Annotated in this window: 20 protein-coding genes; 13 read left to right on the forward strand and 7 right to left on the reverse strand. The window is 52.9% G+C overall.

What is annotated here, in order from left to right; translation table 11 throughout:
* Positions 1 to 25 precede the first annotated feature (25 nt).
* The 3 genes from RDY34_RS03435 to bioH form a co-directional block, all read right to left on the reverse strand.
* Entirely contained in the window at positions 26 to 1,522 is a 1,497-nt protein-coding gene (locus RDY34_RS03435; RefSeq protein WP_308075241.1) for a gliding motility protein, read from the reverse strand.
* An 81-nt stretch (positions 1,523 to 1,603) separates the two neighbouring features.
* Positions 1,604 to 2,392: a class I SAM-dependent methyltransferase gene (locus RDY34_RS03440; RefSeq protein ID WP_304716920.1), complete on the reverse strand. Its 789-nt coding sequence runs from the start codon at positions 2,390 to 2,392 to the stop codon at positions 1,604 to 1,606.
* 1 nt (position 2,393) lies between these two features.
* Positions 2,394 to 3,137, reverse strand: coding sequence for a pimeloyl-ACP methyl ester esterase BioH (gene bioH, locus RDY34_RS03445; RefSeq protein WP_308074438.1), 744 nt, complete (start codon positions 3,135 to 3,137; stop codon positions 2,394 to 2,396).
* Here bioH and RDY34_RS03450 point away from each other — a divergent pair.
* The 13 genes from RDY34_RS03450 to RDY34_RS03510 all read left to right on the forward strand — a co-directional run bounded on the left by RDY34_RS03450 (position 3,136) and on the right by RDY34_RS03510 (position 11,723).
* A complete protein-coding gene (locus tag RDY34_RS03450; protein WP_308074439.1) occupies positions 3,136 to 3,861 on the forward strand; it encodes a ComF family protein in 726 nt (241 codons plus the stop codon). The two genes, bioH and RDY34_RS03450, sit on opposite strands and share 2 nt — an antisense overlap.
* A gap of 64 nt (positions 3,862 to 3,925) precedes the next feature.
* Positions 3,926 to 4,390 carry a tRNA (uridine(34)/cytosine(34)/5-carboxymethylaminomethyluridine(34)-2'-O)-methyltransferase TrmL gene (trmL, locus tag RDY34_RS03455; protein WP_308074440.1) on the forward strand — a complete coding sequence of 155 codons (465 nt, stop codon included), beginning with the start codon at positions 3,926 to 3,928 and terminating at the stop codon, positions 4,388 to 4,390.
* Positions 4,387 to 4,521: an ABC transporter gene (locus RDY34_RS03460; RefSeq protein ID WP_308074441.1), complete on the forward strand. Its 135-nt coding sequence runs from the start codon at positions 4,387 to 4,389 to the stop codon at positions 4,519 to 4,521. Before trmL ends, RDY34_RS03460 begins: the two co-directional genes overlap by 4 nt.
* Positions 4,518 to 5,237: a septal ring lytic transglycosylase RlpA family protein gene (locus tag RDY34_RS03465; RefSeq protein ID WP_308074442.1), complete on the forward strand. Its 720-nt coding sequence runs from the start codon at positions 4,518 to 4,520 to the stop codon at positions 5,235 to 5,237. Before RDY34_RS03460 ends, RDY34_RS03465 begins: the two co-directional genes overlap by 4 nt.
* Positions 5,238 to 5,298: 61 nt before the next feature.
* Entirely contained in the window at positions 5,299 to 5,625 is a 327-nt protein-coding gene (locus RDY34_RS03470; RefSeq protein WP_308074443.1) for a PepSY domain-containing protein, read from the forward strand.
* An 81-nt stretch (positions 5,626 to 5,706) separates the two neighbouring features.
* Positions 5,707 to 6,291 (forward strand): Holliday junction branch migration protein RuvA, encoded by a 585-nt coding sequence (gene ruvA, locus RDY34_RS03475; RefSeq protein WP_308074444.1) that lies wholly within the window; start codon positions 5,707 to 5,709, stop codon positions 6,289 to 6,291.
* The gene (locus RDY34_RS03480) at positions 6,291 to 6,428 is read left to right on the forward strand and encodes a hypothetical protein (RefSeq protein WP_101115934.1); all 138 of its coding nucleotides are present in this window, start codon (positions 6,291 to 6,293) and stop codon (positions 6,426 to 6,428) included. Before ruvA ends, RDY34_RS03480 begins: the two co-directional genes overlap by 1 nt.
* A 25-nt stretch (positions 6,429 to 6,453) precedes the next feature.
* Positions 6,454 to 8,310: an ABC transporter ATP-binding protein gene (locus RDY34_RS03485; RefSeq protein ID WP_308075244.1), complete on the forward strand. Its 1,857-nt coding sequence runs from the start codon at positions 6,454 to 6,456 to the stop codon at positions 8,308 to 8,310.
* Between the two features lie 126 nt (positions 8,311 to 8,436).
* Entirely contained in the window at positions 8,437 to 9,084 is a 648-nt protein-coding gene (locus tag RDY34_RS03490) for a hypothetical protein (protein ID WP_308017922.1), read from the forward strand.
* A 1-nt stretch (position 9,085) separates the two neighbouring features.
* Entirely contained in the window at positions 9,086 to 9,577 is a 492-nt protein-coding gene (locus tag RDY34_RS03495) for a surface-adhesin E family protein (RefSeq protein ID WP_308017921.1), read from the forward strand.
* A 61-nt stretch (positions 9,578 to 9,638) separates the two neighbouring features.
* A complete protein-coding gene (rsgA, locus tag RDY34_RS03500; protein ID WP_308074446.1) occupies positions 9,639 to 10,505 on the forward strand; it encodes a ribosome small subunit-dependent GTPase A in 867 nt (288 codons plus the stop codon).
* 26 nt (positions 10,506 to 10,531) lie between these two features.
* Complete coding sequence (locus RDY34_RS03505) at positions 10,532 to 10,843, forward strand: exodeoxyribonuclease VII small subunit (protein ID WP_308074447.1); 312 nt, start codon at positions 10,532 to 10,534, stop codon at positions 10,841 to 10,843.
* Positions 10,827 to 11,723: a polyprenyl synthetase family protein gene (locus RDY34_RS03510; RefSeq protein ID WP_308074448.1), complete on the forward strand. Its 897-nt coding sequence runs from the start codon at positions 10,827 to 10,829 to the stop codon at positions 11,721 to 11,723. Before RDY34_RS03505 ends, RDY34_RS03510 begins: the two co-directional genes overlap by 17 nt.
* 248 nt (positions 11,724 to 11,971) lie before the next feature.
* Here RDY34_RS03510 and RDY34_RS03515 read toward each other — a convergent pair whose 3' ends face one another.
* The 4 genes from RDY34_RS03515 to RDY34_RS03530 form a co-directional block, all read right to left on the reverse strand.
* Positions 11,972 to 12,451, reverse strand: a complete 480-nt coding sequence (locus tag RDY34_RS03515; RefSeq protein WP_003750550.1) for a hypothetical protein — start codon at positions 12,449 to 12,451, stop codon at positions 11,972 to 11,974.
* 233 nt (positions 12,452 to 12,684) lie between these two features.
* On the reverse strand, positions 12,685 to 12,984 hold the full coding sequence (locus RDY34_RS03520; protein ID WP_308073345.1) for a DUF2818 family protein: 300 nt from the start codon (positions 12,982 to 12,984) through the stop codon (positions 12,685 to 12,687).
* A 96-nt stretch (positions 12,985 to 13,080) separates the two neighbouring features.
* Positions 13,081 to 14,526 (reverse strand): NADH-quinone oxidoreductase subunit NuoN, encoded by a 1,446-nt coding sequence (gene nuoN / locus RDY34_RS03525; RefSeq protein WP_308073346.1) that lies wholly within the window; start codon positions 14,524 to 14,526, stop codon positions 13,081 to 13,083.
* A gap of 9 nt (positions 14,527 to 14,535) precedes the next feature.
* A complete protein-coding gene (locus tag RDY34_RS03530) occupies positions 14,536 to 16,032 on the reverse strand; it encodes an NADH-quinone oxidoreductase subunit M (protein ID WP_308184464.1) in 1,497 nt (498 codons plus the stop codon).
* Positions 16,033 to 16,098 lie beyond the last annotated feature (66 nt).

Raw genomic sequence — 16,098 nt, forward strand, 5'->3', positions numbered from 1 at the left:
AAGTTTCAGACAGCATTGCCTCTGTTTAAAAATTCCTGTTTTTATCAAATATTTCAAACAGTTTTTCCTTGTCGGCGCAAGACCCCTCCGGTATCAGGTTCAATATCGTTTCCAACGCCTCGGCAATATCTTCCCGTTCTACCGTGTCGATAAAGAGTTTTTTGTCCATTTTGTTGAAACCTCCGGTATAGGCTTTGACCGCCTCTGCCAGCTCCCCTCCTATGTTTTCAGGCGGATTGCCGAGCAGTTTGACCACGCCGGCACGGGTTTTCCGGTACAGCTCCGCCGCTTTTTTGGCATGGCTTTTCGGGATATGCTCCGCGCCGTCCCAATCGCGGAAGGGGTTGTCGAAATTTTGCGCCAGCCATTCGGGTTTTCGGGCTTTTTCTATCCACAGGTCCAGCCCGTCTTCCTTCCGTTTCTTATAAAGTTTCTTCACTGCCTTCGCCGCCTCTTCGGGCAGGCTGCTCATCCACAGCCTGTGCAGCTTCGGCAGCCGGTCGGGATGCGGGATGTCGTCCGCGCCGAAACCGAACAAATCTACGGTAGTGAACACTTCCAAATCCTCAAATCCCGATACGGCGGAAAAATTGGCGATATTGCCCGGTTTGCCCCACAGCCGTATGGTTTTGAGCTTGGGATACGTTTCCGACAGGTTTTGCATATCGAAATCGGCAATGCCCATAACATTGACGGCGGTCAGGTTTTCCAAACCCCGCACTTTGGGAACGCTTTTGCCCACTTCCAAAATCAGACCCGCGCCCTTTTCGGCGGTACAGACCTTGCAGTTTTCCTTGATTTCGCCTTTCAGGTTCAGGCTGTCCAAGCCTTCGTTCAGATAAAGCGATTCCACGCCGGTCATATCGACAGAAAGGTCGGTTATGCGCGTATTGCTGAAATCCAGCACGGTCTGACCGTGGTTTTCCAGACACAATCGGGTGATAAACGGATATTCCTCCAGATATTCATATAGATTTTTATGCCATTTGGTCAGAAACAGCGAAGACAGGCAGGGAAATGCCTTCAGTTCCATCGCGTCTTCAAAATCATCCCAAACATCGCTCAAATTCTGTTTGGATATGCCGTATTCCCGTCCGGCAAACATCACGGTCTTTTTGCTTTTGGCGGCTTTTTTGAATGCCTTTCTCTGTTTTTCGGGTATCTGCTGCCATCTCAACTGACGGTACACGTCGTAGCCGTCGCCCCAAAAAGAGGCATACTGCTGCGTGTCTTCACTGCACAGCGGCGCGGTATTCCCAACCCGTACATATCCCGTCGGCACGACGGCACTTGCCTTATACATGTGCAGACCGCGTTCCCAATACATAAAGTCTTTGTAAAGCGGTTTCAAATCCGCCAGCTCCTCCGCCCCAAGCGGTTTGTTGCCCTGCCAGTCCAAAGCCAGCAGGGTCGCATGTGTTTTTTTGCCACCGTGTTCTTCAACTCGGGTAACCTGACAGGCAGTGTACTGCTTCAGTCTGATGTTATAGACGCAATATACGTCTCCGGCATCGGCATACATCGGCATTTCCTTTATTTCTGTCGTTTTTCACAAACAAATGCCGTCTGAAGCTTGGAAACGGCTTCAGACGGCATCTGCACATCATCTCTTCGGAAAAAACTGTACCACGTTCTCCCCCTGCGGCAGCATCAGTTTTTTCACGGCGTGTCCGTACACCGTTTCCAACGTAATGCCCAAACCGCCTTCCCGCTCAAATATCGCCCCGACACACGAACGCGCGGCGTTTTCATCGTTCCATGCCATCGCCCGCCAAACGCCCAACGTATCCATATCCGCCCAAAACGTTTCCGCCTTTTTGTAATCCAACACCAGCTTCGCCGTATCGGTAACGGGGTCGTAAAAGCCGTTTTCGGCGAGCATATCGCCCAAGTCGTGCATATCGGGAAACATCACGCTGCGGCTTTCAATGCCGTTTTCTTTCAAACGGCATTTCAGTTCCGCCAAGGTATCGCGCCCGAAGCAGATGAAAAAAAGCAGCCCGTCCGTCTTCAGCGCACGCGCCCAGTTGTGCAGCACGGGAAGGATTTGTTCCGCCGCCAACAGTCCGAGATTCGACCACAACATATCGGCACACGCTTCGGGCAGCGGCGCGGTCGGGGATTGGCAGTGCTGCACCACGCCCCTGCCCGTCAGTTTCTGCCAGAAACCGCCTTTGCGGGCAGCAGTAGCCGCCGCCAAAAAATCCGCACGGGAATCGTATTCTTCAAATACCGCCTGCGGATAGCGTTTCGCCAGCAGGCTGCGGCTGATGTCCGCATCCGCCCCAGCAAGCAGGATATGCTTGGGCGCGTTGCGGACGAGTGTCAGGCGTTGGTCGGTATGTTCGGCAAGATGGCGGTGAACCTGCCAGCGTGCGTCCTGATGGTTCATCTCAAACCCCTTCAACAAAGTCGCGGTACAGCGCGGCAAACGCTTCCGCGTGGCTCAAAAACGGCGCATGCGCCGCCTTTTCCATCACAACCAGCCTGCTGCCCTTCAAACGGCGGTGCAGATACTCGCCCATACGCGGCGGCGTAATCGCGTCTTTGCCGCCGAACACCAGCAGTACCGGAACATCTATCTTGTCCAACAAATGCCGCGCATCCGCCCTTTCCGCCGCGTCCAAAGCTTCCTGTAAGGCGGAGGGCGTGCCGCACCGTGCCAAATCGGGCAGGATTCTGCCTATGATTTCGGCGGCATCAGGCGTGTGCAGAAGCTGGAGTTGTAGAAACTGTTTGATATGTTTGGCATAATCCGAACAGAACGCACCGACCATTTTGCCCAATGCGGGCGCGGCAAGCCCTTCGGGATAATCTTCGGCAGCCGTCAGCCGTGCGAAACTCGCCGTCAGGCAGAGCGAACGGACTTTGTCGGGATGGCGCACCGCCAGATACAGCGCGACCAATCCGCCGAGCGACCAGCCGAGAATGTCGGCGGGCGTATCGATTTGTGCGGCAACAGCGTCGGCGGCTGCCTCAATATCGAAGGGTTGCACGAAGGGCGCGTCGCCGTGTCCGGGCAAATCGACGGCGGACACCGGCCACGTTGCGGGCAGGCGCGGCATCAAGTCGTCGAACACGTGGCGGTTCGCCCCCCAACCGTGTATCAGGTAAACTTTTTTGACGGCATCAGGCATGAATTTTCTCTCTTGTTGGCGGCGCATCGCAGACGCGGCCGCAGTCAGACACTGCGTATTATGCCACGATTCATCAGACGTTTCAGACGGCATCTGCGCCAGCTGCAATACCGATTTGGCAAGTTTCCGCACCGACGCGGCAAACAGCTGCCCCCTGTGTTTCAGGCACATCCAAGGCGGATCGGTGTGCGGCATTTGCCAAAAGAAACCGCCCTCATTCGACCGGATGTGGGCCTCTCTGCATTACGAACCGCCCATCAGCAATATGATACGCGCGCTGAAGCACTTGGCTGATTTGGGCATGGTGCAGCCGCTGGCAGACCTGATGATGCAGAATCCGCCCGACTGGCTTTCAGACGAATGTTTCGATTTCGTCCTGCCCGTACCGCTGGGCAAAGAACGGCTGCTGCAACGCGGCTTCAATCAAAGCGAAAGTATCGTCGAGCTGCTGGCGCAACGCTACGGTTGGCGCACACTGCCGCGGCATACCGTATTCCGACACCACCGCCCGCCACAAAGCACGCTCAAAGGCGGCGACCGACTGAAAAACATCAAAAATGCCTTTGAAATCCGCACACTGATACCGAAAAACTGTAATATTCTGTTAATCGACGATGTCTTTACCACCGGCGCGACGCTGGGCGAACTGGCAAAAACACTGAAAAAATCGGGTGCAAACCGCATCTGCTGCTGGACGCTGGCACGCACGCCAATGAAAAAATAACTAAATTTTTTGACATCCATGCCGCCTTATGGCAAGGTTATGCGCCTATAAGTGATTGATATTTATGTTTACCATCGTTTTATACCAACCGGAAATCCCACCGAATACAGGCAATATCATCCGCCTGTGCGCCAATACCGGCGCGGATTTGCACCTGATCAAGCCGCTCGGCTTCCCATTGGATTCCGCCAAAATGAAACGCGCCGGGCTCGACTACCACGAGTTCGCCAGCCTGACGGTGCACGAAAACTTCGACGACTGCCTCAAGTCGCTGGCAGGCCGACGTATTTTCGCACTGACCACCAAAGGCACGACGCGCCCCAATGAAACGGCGTTTCAAAAAGGCGACGTTTTATTGTTCGGGCCGGAAACGCGCGGGCTGCCCGCCGACATTCTCGACAGCCTGCCCGCCGCGCAAAAAATCCGCCTGCCCATGCAGCCCGGCAGCCGGAGTATGAACCTTTCCAATACCGTTGCCGTGATTCTCTTCGAAGCATGGCGGCAACACGGTTACTCAGGCGGCGTATGACAACAACCTTGCCGTCTGAAAACCTATCCGGACACATTCCGAACCGCCGTCCGCACTGTACGGCGGTTCGGAACGTATCCGGCGGGCATGATGCCCATTCGTCTTCAACTCAAGAACGGAACACGTTTTGACTTTAACCCGAAAAACCCTTTTCCTCCTCACGGCCGCATTCGGCATACATTCTTTTCAGACGGCATCCGCCGACGCAGTGGTCAAAGCAGAAAAACTGCACGCCTCCGCCAACCGCAGCTACAAAGTAGCCGGCAAACGCTACACGCCGATAAACCAAATTGCCGCATTTACACAAACCGGCAACGCCTCATGGTATGGCGGCAGATTTCACGGCCGCAAAACTTCCGGCGGGGAACGATACGACATGAACGCCTTCACCGCCGCACACAAAACACTGCCCATTCCCAGCTACGTCCGCGTAACCAATACCCGTAACGGGAAAAGCGTCGTCGTCCGCATCAACGACCGCGGCCCCTTCCACAGCAACCGCATCATCGACGTATCCAAAGCGGCGGCCCAACAATTGGGTTTTGTCAGCCAAGGTACGGCACATGTCAAAATCGAACAAATCGTCCCGGGCAAATCCGCACCGGTTGCCGAAAACAAAGACATCTTCATCGACTTGAAATCCTTCGGTACGGAGCGCGAAGCACAGGCATATCTGAACCATGCCGTCCAAAACCTGACTTCATCGACATCCAACCCGAACCTATCGGTTGAAAAACGCCATTACGAATATGTCGTCAAAATGGGGCCGTTTTCCTCGCAGGAACGTGCCGCCGAAGCCGAAGCACAGGCACGCGGTATGATTCAGACGGCATTGACCGCCGGTTGACGGTCATTTGATACCTTATTAATATCCACATTTTCCAACCCCCGATTTACAAGAGCAAAACATGAACTTCAAACGCCTTCTCTTGACCGCCGCCGCAACCGCACTGCTGGGCATTTCCGCCCCCGCACTCGCCCACCACGACGGACACGGCGATGACGACCACGGACACGCCGCACACCAACACAACAAACAAGACAAAATCATCAGCCGCGCCCAAGCCGAAAAAGCAGCGTTGGCACGCGTCAGCGGACGTGTTACCGACATCGACCTCGACCGAGACGACGGCCGTCCGCACTATGATGTCGAAATCGTCAAAAACGGACAGGAATACAAAGTCGTTGTCGATGCCCGTACCGGCCGCGTGATTTCCTCCCGCCACGACGACTGAATTTGATACAATCCGTGCCGTCTGAAGCCCGAACCGGTTTCAGACGGCATTTTGCACCCGACACTTCAGGATTCGGCACACATGATCAGCAGACTGACCGGCAAACTGGTTGAAAAAAACCCTCCGCAAATCGTCATCGATGTCAACGGCGTAGGCTACGAAGCCGACGTATCCATGCAGACCTTCTACAACCTGCCGCCCGTGGGTGAAAGCGTACAACTGTTTACCCAGCTTATCATTCGGGAAGACGCACACCTGCTCTTCGGTTTTGCCACTGCGGAAGAACGCAAAACATTCCGCCAACTGATTAAGGTCAGCGGCATCGGGGCAAAAACCGCCTTGGGGATTTTATCGGCAATGACTGCCGACGAACTGGCGCAGGCGGTTGCAGAAGAAGATGTCAAACGCCTCTCCTCCGCTCCGGGAATCGGCAAAAAAACCGCCGAACGCATGGTCTTGGAACTGCGCGGCAAGCTGGTCGCGCATACGGTAACGGACGGGCTATTTGCCGCCGCACCCGCCGCCGACGAAACGGGAGACATCGTCAGCACGCTGCTTGCGCTGGGTTACAGCGAACGCGAGGCAAAAGCGGCGGTCAAAGGTGTTCCGAAGGGGACGGACGTGGGCGAAGGCGTGCGCCTTGCTTTGAAAAACCTGCTGAAATAATGCCGTCTGAAGGCGGCGCGGCGTTTGCCCTGCCGAAACCCTGCGTTTCCGCCCCGCGCTGTCTTCCCGACGGCTTTTCCCGTAAAATGGCGTTATTGTCCTTCCTTTCAGACGGCATTGTGTTTGATGCCGTCTGAAACTGTTTTACCGAAATCGAAAACAATGTTAAACAAAATCTTTTCCTGGTTCGAATCCCAAATCGACCCCTATCCCGAAGCCGCCCCGAAAACGCCTGAAAAAGGGCTGTGGCGTTTTATCTGGAGCAACATCAGGGGCTTGCGCAAATGGATTGCCGTTTTGGCGGCATTTACCGCAGGCATCGGCATCATGGAAGCCCTGCTGTTTCAATTTATGGGCAAAGTCGTGGACTGGCTCGGCAAATACACGCCCGCGACCCTGTTTGCCGAAAAAGGCTGGGCGTTGACGGCGATGGCGGCGATGATGGTGTTTTTCGCCCTCTGGACCTTCCTCGCGTCCAACGTGCGCCTGCAAACCCTACAAGGCGTGTTCCCCATGCGCCTGCGCTGGAATTTCCACCGCCTGATGCTGGGGCAGAGCCTCGGCTTCTATCAGGACGAATTTGCAGGACGCGTGTCCGCCAAAGTCATGCAGACCGCACTGGCGCTGCGCGACGTGGTGATGACGGTTGCCGACATGGTCGTGTATGTGCTGGTGTATTTCATTACTTCCGGCGTGATTCTGATTTCGTTCGACGGCTGGCTGCTGCTGCCCTTTATCGGCTGGATAATTGGATTCGCCCTGATTATGCGCTTCCTGATTCCCAAGCTCGGCAAAACCGCCGCGCGTCAGGCGGATGCGCGTTCACTGATGACCGGCCGCATTACCGACGCCTATTCCAACATCACCACCGTCAAACTCTTCTCCCACGGCGCGCGCGAAGCGGCCTACGCCAAGCAGTCGATGGAAGAATTTATGGTGACGGTACACGCCCAAATGCGTTTGGCGACGCTTCTGCACACCTGCAGCTTCATCGTCAACAGCTCGCTGACCGCCGGCACGACCGCGCTGGGCATCTGGCTTTGGTATCACGGGCAAGTCGGCGTCGGCGCGGTTGCCACCGCCACCGCCATGGCTTTGCGCGTCAACGGTTTGTCGCAATACATCATGTGGGAATCCGCCCGATTGTTTGAAAACATCGGCACCGTCGGCGACGGCATGGCAACCCTGTCCAAACCGCACACCATCCTCGACAAGCCGAAAGCACTGCCGTTGAAAGTGTCGCAAGGCGAAATCAAATTCGAACACGTCGATTTCTCCTACGAAGCAGGCAAACCGCTGCTCAACGGCTTCAACCTCACCATCCGCCCGGGCGAAAAAGTCGGCTTGATCGGACGCAGCGGCGCAGGCAAATCCACCATCGTCAACCTGCTCCTGCGTTTTTACGAACCGCAAAGCGGCACGATTTCGATCGACGGACAAACCGTGGACAGCGTGACCCAAGAAAGCCTGCGTGCCCAAATCGGTTTGGTGACACAAGATACTTCCCTGCTGCACCGCTCCGTCCGCGACAACATTATCTACGGCCGTCCCGATGCGACCGAAGCCGAGATGATTTTCGCCGCCGAACGCGCCGAGGCCGCCGGTTTTATTCCTAACTTAAGCGATGCCAAAGGCCGACGCGGCTATGATGCACACGTCGGCGAACGCGGCGTGAAACTTTCCGGCGGCCAGCGCCAACGCATCGCCATCGCCCGCGTCATGCTCAAAGACGCGCCGATTCTGTTGCTTGACGAAGCCACCAGCGCGCTCGACTCCGAAGTCGAAGCCGCCATCCAAGAAAGCCTCGACAACATGATGGAAGGCAAAACCGTGATTGCCATCGCACACCGCCTCTCCACCATTGCCGCGATGGACCGCCTCATTGTCTTAGACAAAGGCCGCATCATCGAAGAAGGCAGCCACACCGAGTTGCTCGAGAAACAAGGCCTGTATGCCAAACTTTGGGCGCACCAAAGTGGCGGCTTCTTGAGTGAACATGTCGAGTGGGAAAACAATTAAACGCTTGGAAAGAAGATAAAAGGCCGTCTGAAAAAAACAATAATTTAGATCGTGCTTAATTTGATGTCATGAATTAAAATGGTTATGTAATTCAACGATAATTTACGCTAACTTTAGAAAGACAATATGAAACGATCTATCAAATATTTGAGTATGGCTGTATTTGCACTTGCAGCAAATGCATGGGCAGGAAGTGCGGAAGAAGAGTTGCTGAATGCATTTGTAAAATGTGATGCATCTATGTTTGATATCTTGAAAAACAAGCAGGAGCAATTGAGTAAATATGCTCCGATTGAGAAAGTAGGAAAGACTGCACGTTTTCAGTTAGGTAGTGCCGATGAAGATGGGAAAAGACAGGTTATCTTCAATAAACCGATAATAGTAAACGGCATACATTTTAGTAGTTTTTCGGCAGCATATTCGGAACTGCCGGTTAATGAGATGGGTAAAAATCCTGTCTTTTATTTCTGGGGGTTCGAGCTTAAAAAAGCTCAGGCTGCTGATGTGGTAGCAAAGTTCCCTCAATGGGGATTGAAACCGATGGGAGAGGATTTTGTGACTTCTCCGCAAATTATTATTAATAGTCATAAGTCTTTGCGTTGGCAGCCAAATATGCAAGCAACGTCTGGTTCGATGCCTGCAAAAAATACAGTAGAAAAATCGCTGATATTGGAAGAGAGTGACGGTAAAACTTCTCTCATCTGTACTATTCAGGGTTATCCGAATGATAAACTGATTCGTCGTGAACGACTTGATCTGATCGGAGGAAAGTAAAATGAAAAAGTTAGCTGTTTTTTTGATGACGATTTGTTTGCCAATCTCAGTATTTGCTGATAAGCCAAGATTTTTGCCAATGCTGGATGGTGCTCAGAGTCGTGTTTATGCAGATATGGAAAGTATCAAGAATCATCCTCACAACCCAAATTTGTTAGTATATGATGTGATAACTAATTTTGATGATACGAATAAAAATTTGGCAGGTACTTCCATGATAGAGAAGCACTATCTGGATTGTCTGAACAGGATTGATATTATGAATCCGGAGCCGGCAAAACTATACAGTCGTCATTTCGGGAAAGGGAAATTATTGCATGAGATCCCAATGGAATCTGAACGGTTTGAAATGAAAGAGATTTCGACGATGAGTATTCTATCTGCTGCTGTGTGTAGTGTCGGCGGCCATGATTTTGGCGGTAATCCGAATGCTTTAGAAGATATGGGAAAAGCGTTGGATAAAATGGATAAGAAGAAAGGTCGAAAAAGATAAATCTCAAGGCCGTCTGAAAACATTTTCAGACGGCCTTCCCGTTCCCCTACCCGTCAAAACCATGACCGATACCGCCCAAATCATCACCAGCTACGGCCGCCGCTACATTGTCCGCACGCCCGACGGCACAACCTACGAAGCCAGCACGCGCAAAAAACGCGTCGATTTCGCCTGCGGCGACCGCGTCCGCATCAGCCCCGTCAACGCCGAACAAGTCGTGATTGAAGATTTTTTACCGCGCCAAAGCCTGCTCTACCGCCAAGACGCATGGAAAACCAAACTCATCGCCGCCAACGTTACCCAACTCCTCATCGTAACCGCCGCCGTCCCGAGTCCGAGCGTGCGGCTGCTGCAACGCGCCCTGCTTGCCGCCGAAGCCGCCGGCATCCGCGCCGTCATCGTCCTGAACAAAGCCGACCTGCCCGAAACCGCCCTTTGGCGCGAAAAACTCAAATTCTACGAAACGCTGGGTTATCCCGTCATCGAAACCCGCGCGCTGGAAAACGCCGACAGCCTGCGTCCCATTTTGGAAGGGCAGACCAACATCCTGCTCGGGCAGAGCGGTATGGGCAAATCCACCCTGACCAACGCCCTTTTAGGCAGCCAAACCGCCCGCACCGGCGACATTTCCGCCGCACTCGACTCGGGGAAACACACCACCACCCACGCCCGGCTTTATGATTTGAACGGCGAAACCCAACTCATCGACTCCCCGGGTTTGCAGGAATTTGGTTTACACCACCTCCAAGCCGCCGATTTGCCGCACTATTTCCCCGATTTCCGCCACCTTGTCGGGCAATGCCGCTTCCACAACTGCACCCACCGCGCCGAACCCGGCTGCGCCTTCAAAGCCGCCGCCGAAACCGGGGCGGCAAGCCCAGAACGCCTCGCCTTTTTGCAGGGCATCACCGACGAACTGCCCGGGTAACGCCTTGCCGTTTGCAGGACAAAACAATGCCGTCTGAAGCCGGATTCGGGTTTCAGACGGCATCCGTTTTACAAAAATGCTACAATCCGCTTTTTACTGGAACATCCGAAGCTATGAAGAAAAACGCCCCGAAATCGTTTGAAGAAGCCTTGTCGCGCCTTGAATCGCTGACGCAGTCTATGCAGGGCGAAATGCCCTTGGAGGACGCGCTTGCCGCCTATCAGGAAGGCAACGATCTGGTTAGGTACTGCCAAACCAAGCTGGCGCAAGTCGAACAGAAATTACAGGTTTTGGACGCGGACGGGCCGAAGGAGTTAAACCTTGAATCCGACGAATGATTTGAAAGCGTGGCAACAGAGGGCGCAGGCGCAGACAGAGCTGCTGCTGGAACGCTTTTTGCCGTCTGAAAACGAAATCCCGCACACGCTGCACGAAGCGATGCGCTATGCGGCTTTGGACGGCGGCAAGCGTCTGCGCCCGATGCTGGTGCTGGCGGCTTCGGAATTGGGCGAAGCCGTACATGAAGCACTAGAACAGGCAATGGCGGCAATCGAAATGATCCACGTCTATTCTTTGGTTCACGACGATATGCCGGCGATGGACAACGACAGTCTGCGGCGTGGCAAACCGACTTGCCATATACAATACGACGAAGCCACCGCGCTACTGGTCGGCGACGCTTTGCAAACCCAAGCCTTCGATGTATTGGCGCGTCCGTCCGGTCTGCCTGCTTCGCGGCAGCTGGCGATGTTGTCAGTTTTGGCAAAAGCAGGCGGAAGCAGGGGCATGGCAGGTGGTCAGGCAATCGATTTGGCGAATGTCGGCAAACAAATGGTTCAAGCCGATTTGGAACAGATGCACAGCCTGAAAACGGGTGCGCTAATCCGTGCGGCGGTTTTATTGGGGGCGATGTCCTGCCCGAATCTGTCTGAAGACAGTCTGGCGGTATTGGACGATTATGCGGCAAAACTGGGGCTGGCGTTCCAAGTCATTGACGATGTGTTGGATTGTGAAGCGGACACGGCGACTTTGGGCAAAACGGCGGGCAAAGACGCAGACAACGACAAGCCGACTTATGTGAAACTGATGGGCTTGGAAGCGGCGCGCTCATACGCACACAAACTGGTTGCCGAAGCGGTCGCGCTGCTCGAACCCTTCGGCGACAAAGCCCTGCGCCTGCGGCAGTTGGCAGAATTTGCAGTCGCCCGCAAATATTAAAACCGGCGTATATCGCCGGCTGAAACGTGCCGGCACAGCGATGCCGGCCTGCACTTGAATGAAACAAATGCCGTCTGAAAGGGTTTCAGACGGCATTTTCGTACACGTTTTTCTCCTTGTTACAGGCAGTTAATGATAAAGCGGCGCAGAGACCGAACAGCAAAATAAAAGGTTTCATAAGGGAGCTCCTTCTACAGCGAAGTATTTTAATCTTGACTAGAAATGGAATAATATTTGTCGTTACTTTATTATTCCTTTAAATTTTCTTTAAAAATTTGAAAAACATTTTGTTTCAATAATTCCGCAATAGTTGTCAATAAAAATGCGGTAAACCATAAATACAACCCTAATCCATAAGTTGGTTCTGCATGTCCTCCCGCTTCATTCACAATTACTTCGTCTAATGTAAATGTAAGCAGTGCCACAACCCATAACAATCCATGAAAAGTGAAAATAACTTTTTTGGATTGGCGCCTAATAAGAGATGTGAATATCAATAGGAACCAAATATAATTTGCATAAACGGCAAAATATCCGATATTCCCCAATACTGGACCAAATATTGTTCCCAAAATCAAGACAAAATAACCCTCATATTGCCCTCCTTGCCCAAAAGTAAAGACATTTTGAGGTAAGGCACAAATCCAAATTAAAACAGCAGCAAAGGAACATAATTTATGGGCATGGCGGTTTATCTGATTTTTTGTTATAGATAATGAATTTTTCATAATAAATCTCTTGTTAATATTAGCTTAATACTGATTATTACTGAAAAAAGTCAACTTTGCTCCTTATATTATTCCTACTTTATCTCAGAATAACAGCAATTCGTCTGAAAACCAATCCTAACCCGTTTTCAGACGACCTTACTTTACTTATTGCTACCCGCCTTTCAACGAGGTCACCTTCACCGCCCCCCTCAGCCGTTTGGTAAACATTCCATCCTGATAGTATTGTTACCCTATTCCCTGTTGCGCGCGTGCCAGAAATACCGCCGCACAAAACAGGGAAACGCAAAAATCAGGTACAGGCAGACGACGGTGGCGTAAAACTCCCAACCCTGATTGTGTACCGCTCCCGCACGGGATTCGAGGATGTAGGCAAGAATGGCGGTCAGCGCGAAACCTGCCGCCAGCTCGATTAAGTGGTGTCCGAAATGTTTGCGCTTGAGCGGAACGATACCGAACAGCCTGACAGTGAGAAACGGGGCATTGGCAAAAATCAAGGCAAGCAGCAAAAGGATGTACATCGATGCGGTCATAATTCCCTTCCTTCCCTTTCAGACGGCATTCCGGCCTACGGATGCCGTCTGAAACCGAAAAACGGCAGCCTCTGACACGGCTGCCGTCGCGGCGGCTTACAGCGTATTTTCCAGCGCCTTGGCGCACCAGTCGATAACGGTTTGCGGCATAATGCCCCACAGCACCAACAGCAGCGCGTTGACGCTCAAGAGGAATTTTGCGGCATTGTTGCCGGCTGCGGCAGGGCGGGCGCGGTCGGATTCGTCAAAATACATGACTTTGACCACGCGCAGGTAGTAGAACGCGCCAATCAGCGACATCACGACGGCAAACACCGACAACCATACATGGCCTTGTTTCAAAAGCGCCATAATCACGCCGAATTTGGCGTAAAAGCCCATCAGCGGCGGAATGCCCGCCATAGAGAACATAACCAGCAGCATCAAAAAGGCAAGCCATACGCGGTGTTGGTTCAACCCTGCCAAATCGCTGATGTTTTCGCACTCCTTGTCCCCGTCCGACAACACCATCAACACGCCGAACCCTGCCGCCGCCATCAGCGCGTAAGTTACCGCGTAATACAGCCCCGCCGCAAAACCGACCGCGCCCGCCATAAACGCCAGCAGGATGAAACCCATATGCGAAACGGTGGAATAGGCGAGCATACGTTTGATGTTGGTCTGCATAATGGCGGCGAGGTTGCCGACCAGCAGCGAAGCGGCGGCAAGCAGGGCAAACATCGGCGACCAGTCCTGATGCACCGTTCCCAAGCCGGTAACGAGGATGCGGAAGGCGAAAACGACGGCGGCGATTTTCGGCAGCGTGCCGGCCAGCGCGGCGACGGAAGTGGGCGCGCCCTGATAGACATCGGGCACCCACATATGGAACGGCACCGCACCCAGCTTGAACGCGACGGCGACGACGATAAACACCAAACCCAGTTTTAAAAGCCAAACATTTGCCTGTTCGTTATACGAGTTTGCCAATACTGTGGCAAATTCCAGCGAACCGGTCGCGCCGTAAACCATAGAAATGCCGTAAAGCAATAATCCGGAAGCCAGCGCGCCCAAAACAAAATATTTCAAAGCGGCTTCGGCGGCAAAGCCGGAATCGCGGCGCAGGGCGATCAGGGCGTAAAGCGCGAGCGACAGCAGCTCCAAACCGATATAGGCGGTAAGGAAATGCCCCGCACCCACCATCACGCCCATACCCAACAGGGCAAACAGCGACAGGGTGTAAAACTCGCCTTTGAAAATACCGCGCACTTGGTTGTAGGGTCTGGCATAGACAAACAGGGCAAACGTCAAGGCATATAAAACCATTTTTGCCAAACGCGACATACCGTCTGCAATATACATGCCGTTGAACGAAGACGTGCTGCCCTGTTCCCAAACGGCAAGCTGCACCACAGCCGTAACCGCCACCGTTGCCAACGCGCCGTAATGCGTCAAACGGCGTTTGTCATCACTGACCCACAAGTCCGCCAGCAACAATAACACCAGCAGCGCAAACAGCACGATTTCGGGCAACGCGGGCATTAAATTCAAATCAGACCAGTTCATTTACACACCTCAAATCTTGCTTTGCGCGACATGGGCAATCAAATCGTTTGCCGCCTGATGCACCACTTCGATAAACGCGTTCGGATACAGACCAATACCCAAAACAGCAATCGCCAAAACCGCCAAAATCGCAAATTCGCGGCAATTGATGTCTTTCATTTCGGCAACGTGCGGATTGCGGATCGCGCCGAAAATCACGCGTTTGTACATCCACAGGGTGTAAGACGCACCGTAAATCAAAGTCATGGCAGCCAACGCGCCGACCCAGAAATTCACTTTGACCGCGCCCATAATCACCATAAACTCGCCCACGAAGCCGGAAGTTGCAGGCAGACCGGCATTGGCCATACCGAACAACATCATAAACGCCGCAAACTTAGGCATCACATTGACCACGCCGCCGTAATCGGCAATATTGCGGGTATGCAGGCGGTCGTACATCACGCCGATACACATAAACATCGCGGCAGACACAAAACCGTGGGAAATCATTTGAATGATTGCGCCTTTCAATGCCCAGTCATTCAGTTGGCCGTTCACAAACAGGAACATACCCAAAGTGACAAAACCCATATGGCTGATGGAAGAGTATGCCACCAGTTTTTTCATATCGGTTTGCACCAAAGCCACCATACCGATATAAATCACGGCAATCAGGCTCAATACAATGATCACAGGGGCAAAATAGCGTGCCGCATCCGGCATAATCGGCAGGATAAAGCGCAAGAAACCATACGCACCCAGTTTCAGCGTAATCGCCGCCAACACCATCGAACCGCCGGTCGGCGCTTCAACGTGGGCATCCGGCAACCAAGTGTGCACGGGGAACATCGGCACTTTTACGGCAAATGACAGGAAGAATGCCGCAAACAAAAGCTGCTGTACGCCCAACGGAATCTGTTTGATGTTTTGGAAATCGACAATAGAGAAGCTGCCTGTTTGATAGTACAGGTAAACCATAGCAACCAGCATCAAGAGCGAACCCATCAGCGTATAGAGGAACAGCTTGACCGACGCATAGACACGGCGCGGGCCGCCCCATACACCGATAATCAGGTACAGCGGAATCAGCATACCCTCGAAGAACACATAAAACAGAATCGCATCCTGCGCGGCAAACGCACCGTTAATCAAACCCGACATCATCAGGAATGCCGCCATATACTGCGCCGGACGTTTCTGAATAACTTCCCAACCGGCCAATACCACCAACAGCGTAATAAACGCATTCAAGATGATAAAGAGCACTGAAATACCGTCCACGCCTAATGCATAGTTGATTTTCAGAAGCGGAATCCACTCGTGGAACTCGGTAAACTGATAGCCGCCGCTCAAACGGTCGAAACCGGCAAACAGGGGCAGCGTTACCAAGAAACCGGCAAGCGCACCCACGAAGGCAAGCATACGCGCCAGCGGCGCACGGCTATCTTTACCGGCCGCCAAAACCAGCACACCTGCGGCGATGGGTATCCATATTGCCAAGCTGAGTAGGTAGTTGGAAAACATAGTGGTTAACCTGTGGTTAAAATAAAAATGTGTTTATGCGGATATTTCTTCGTTTCAGACGGCCTT

Source organism: Neisseria polysaccharea (assembly GCF_963392925.1).
In the GTDB taxonomy this organism is placed as follows: Bacteria; Pseudomonadota; Gammaproteobacteria; order Burkholderiales; family Neisseriaceae; genus Neisseria; species Neisseria polysaccharea.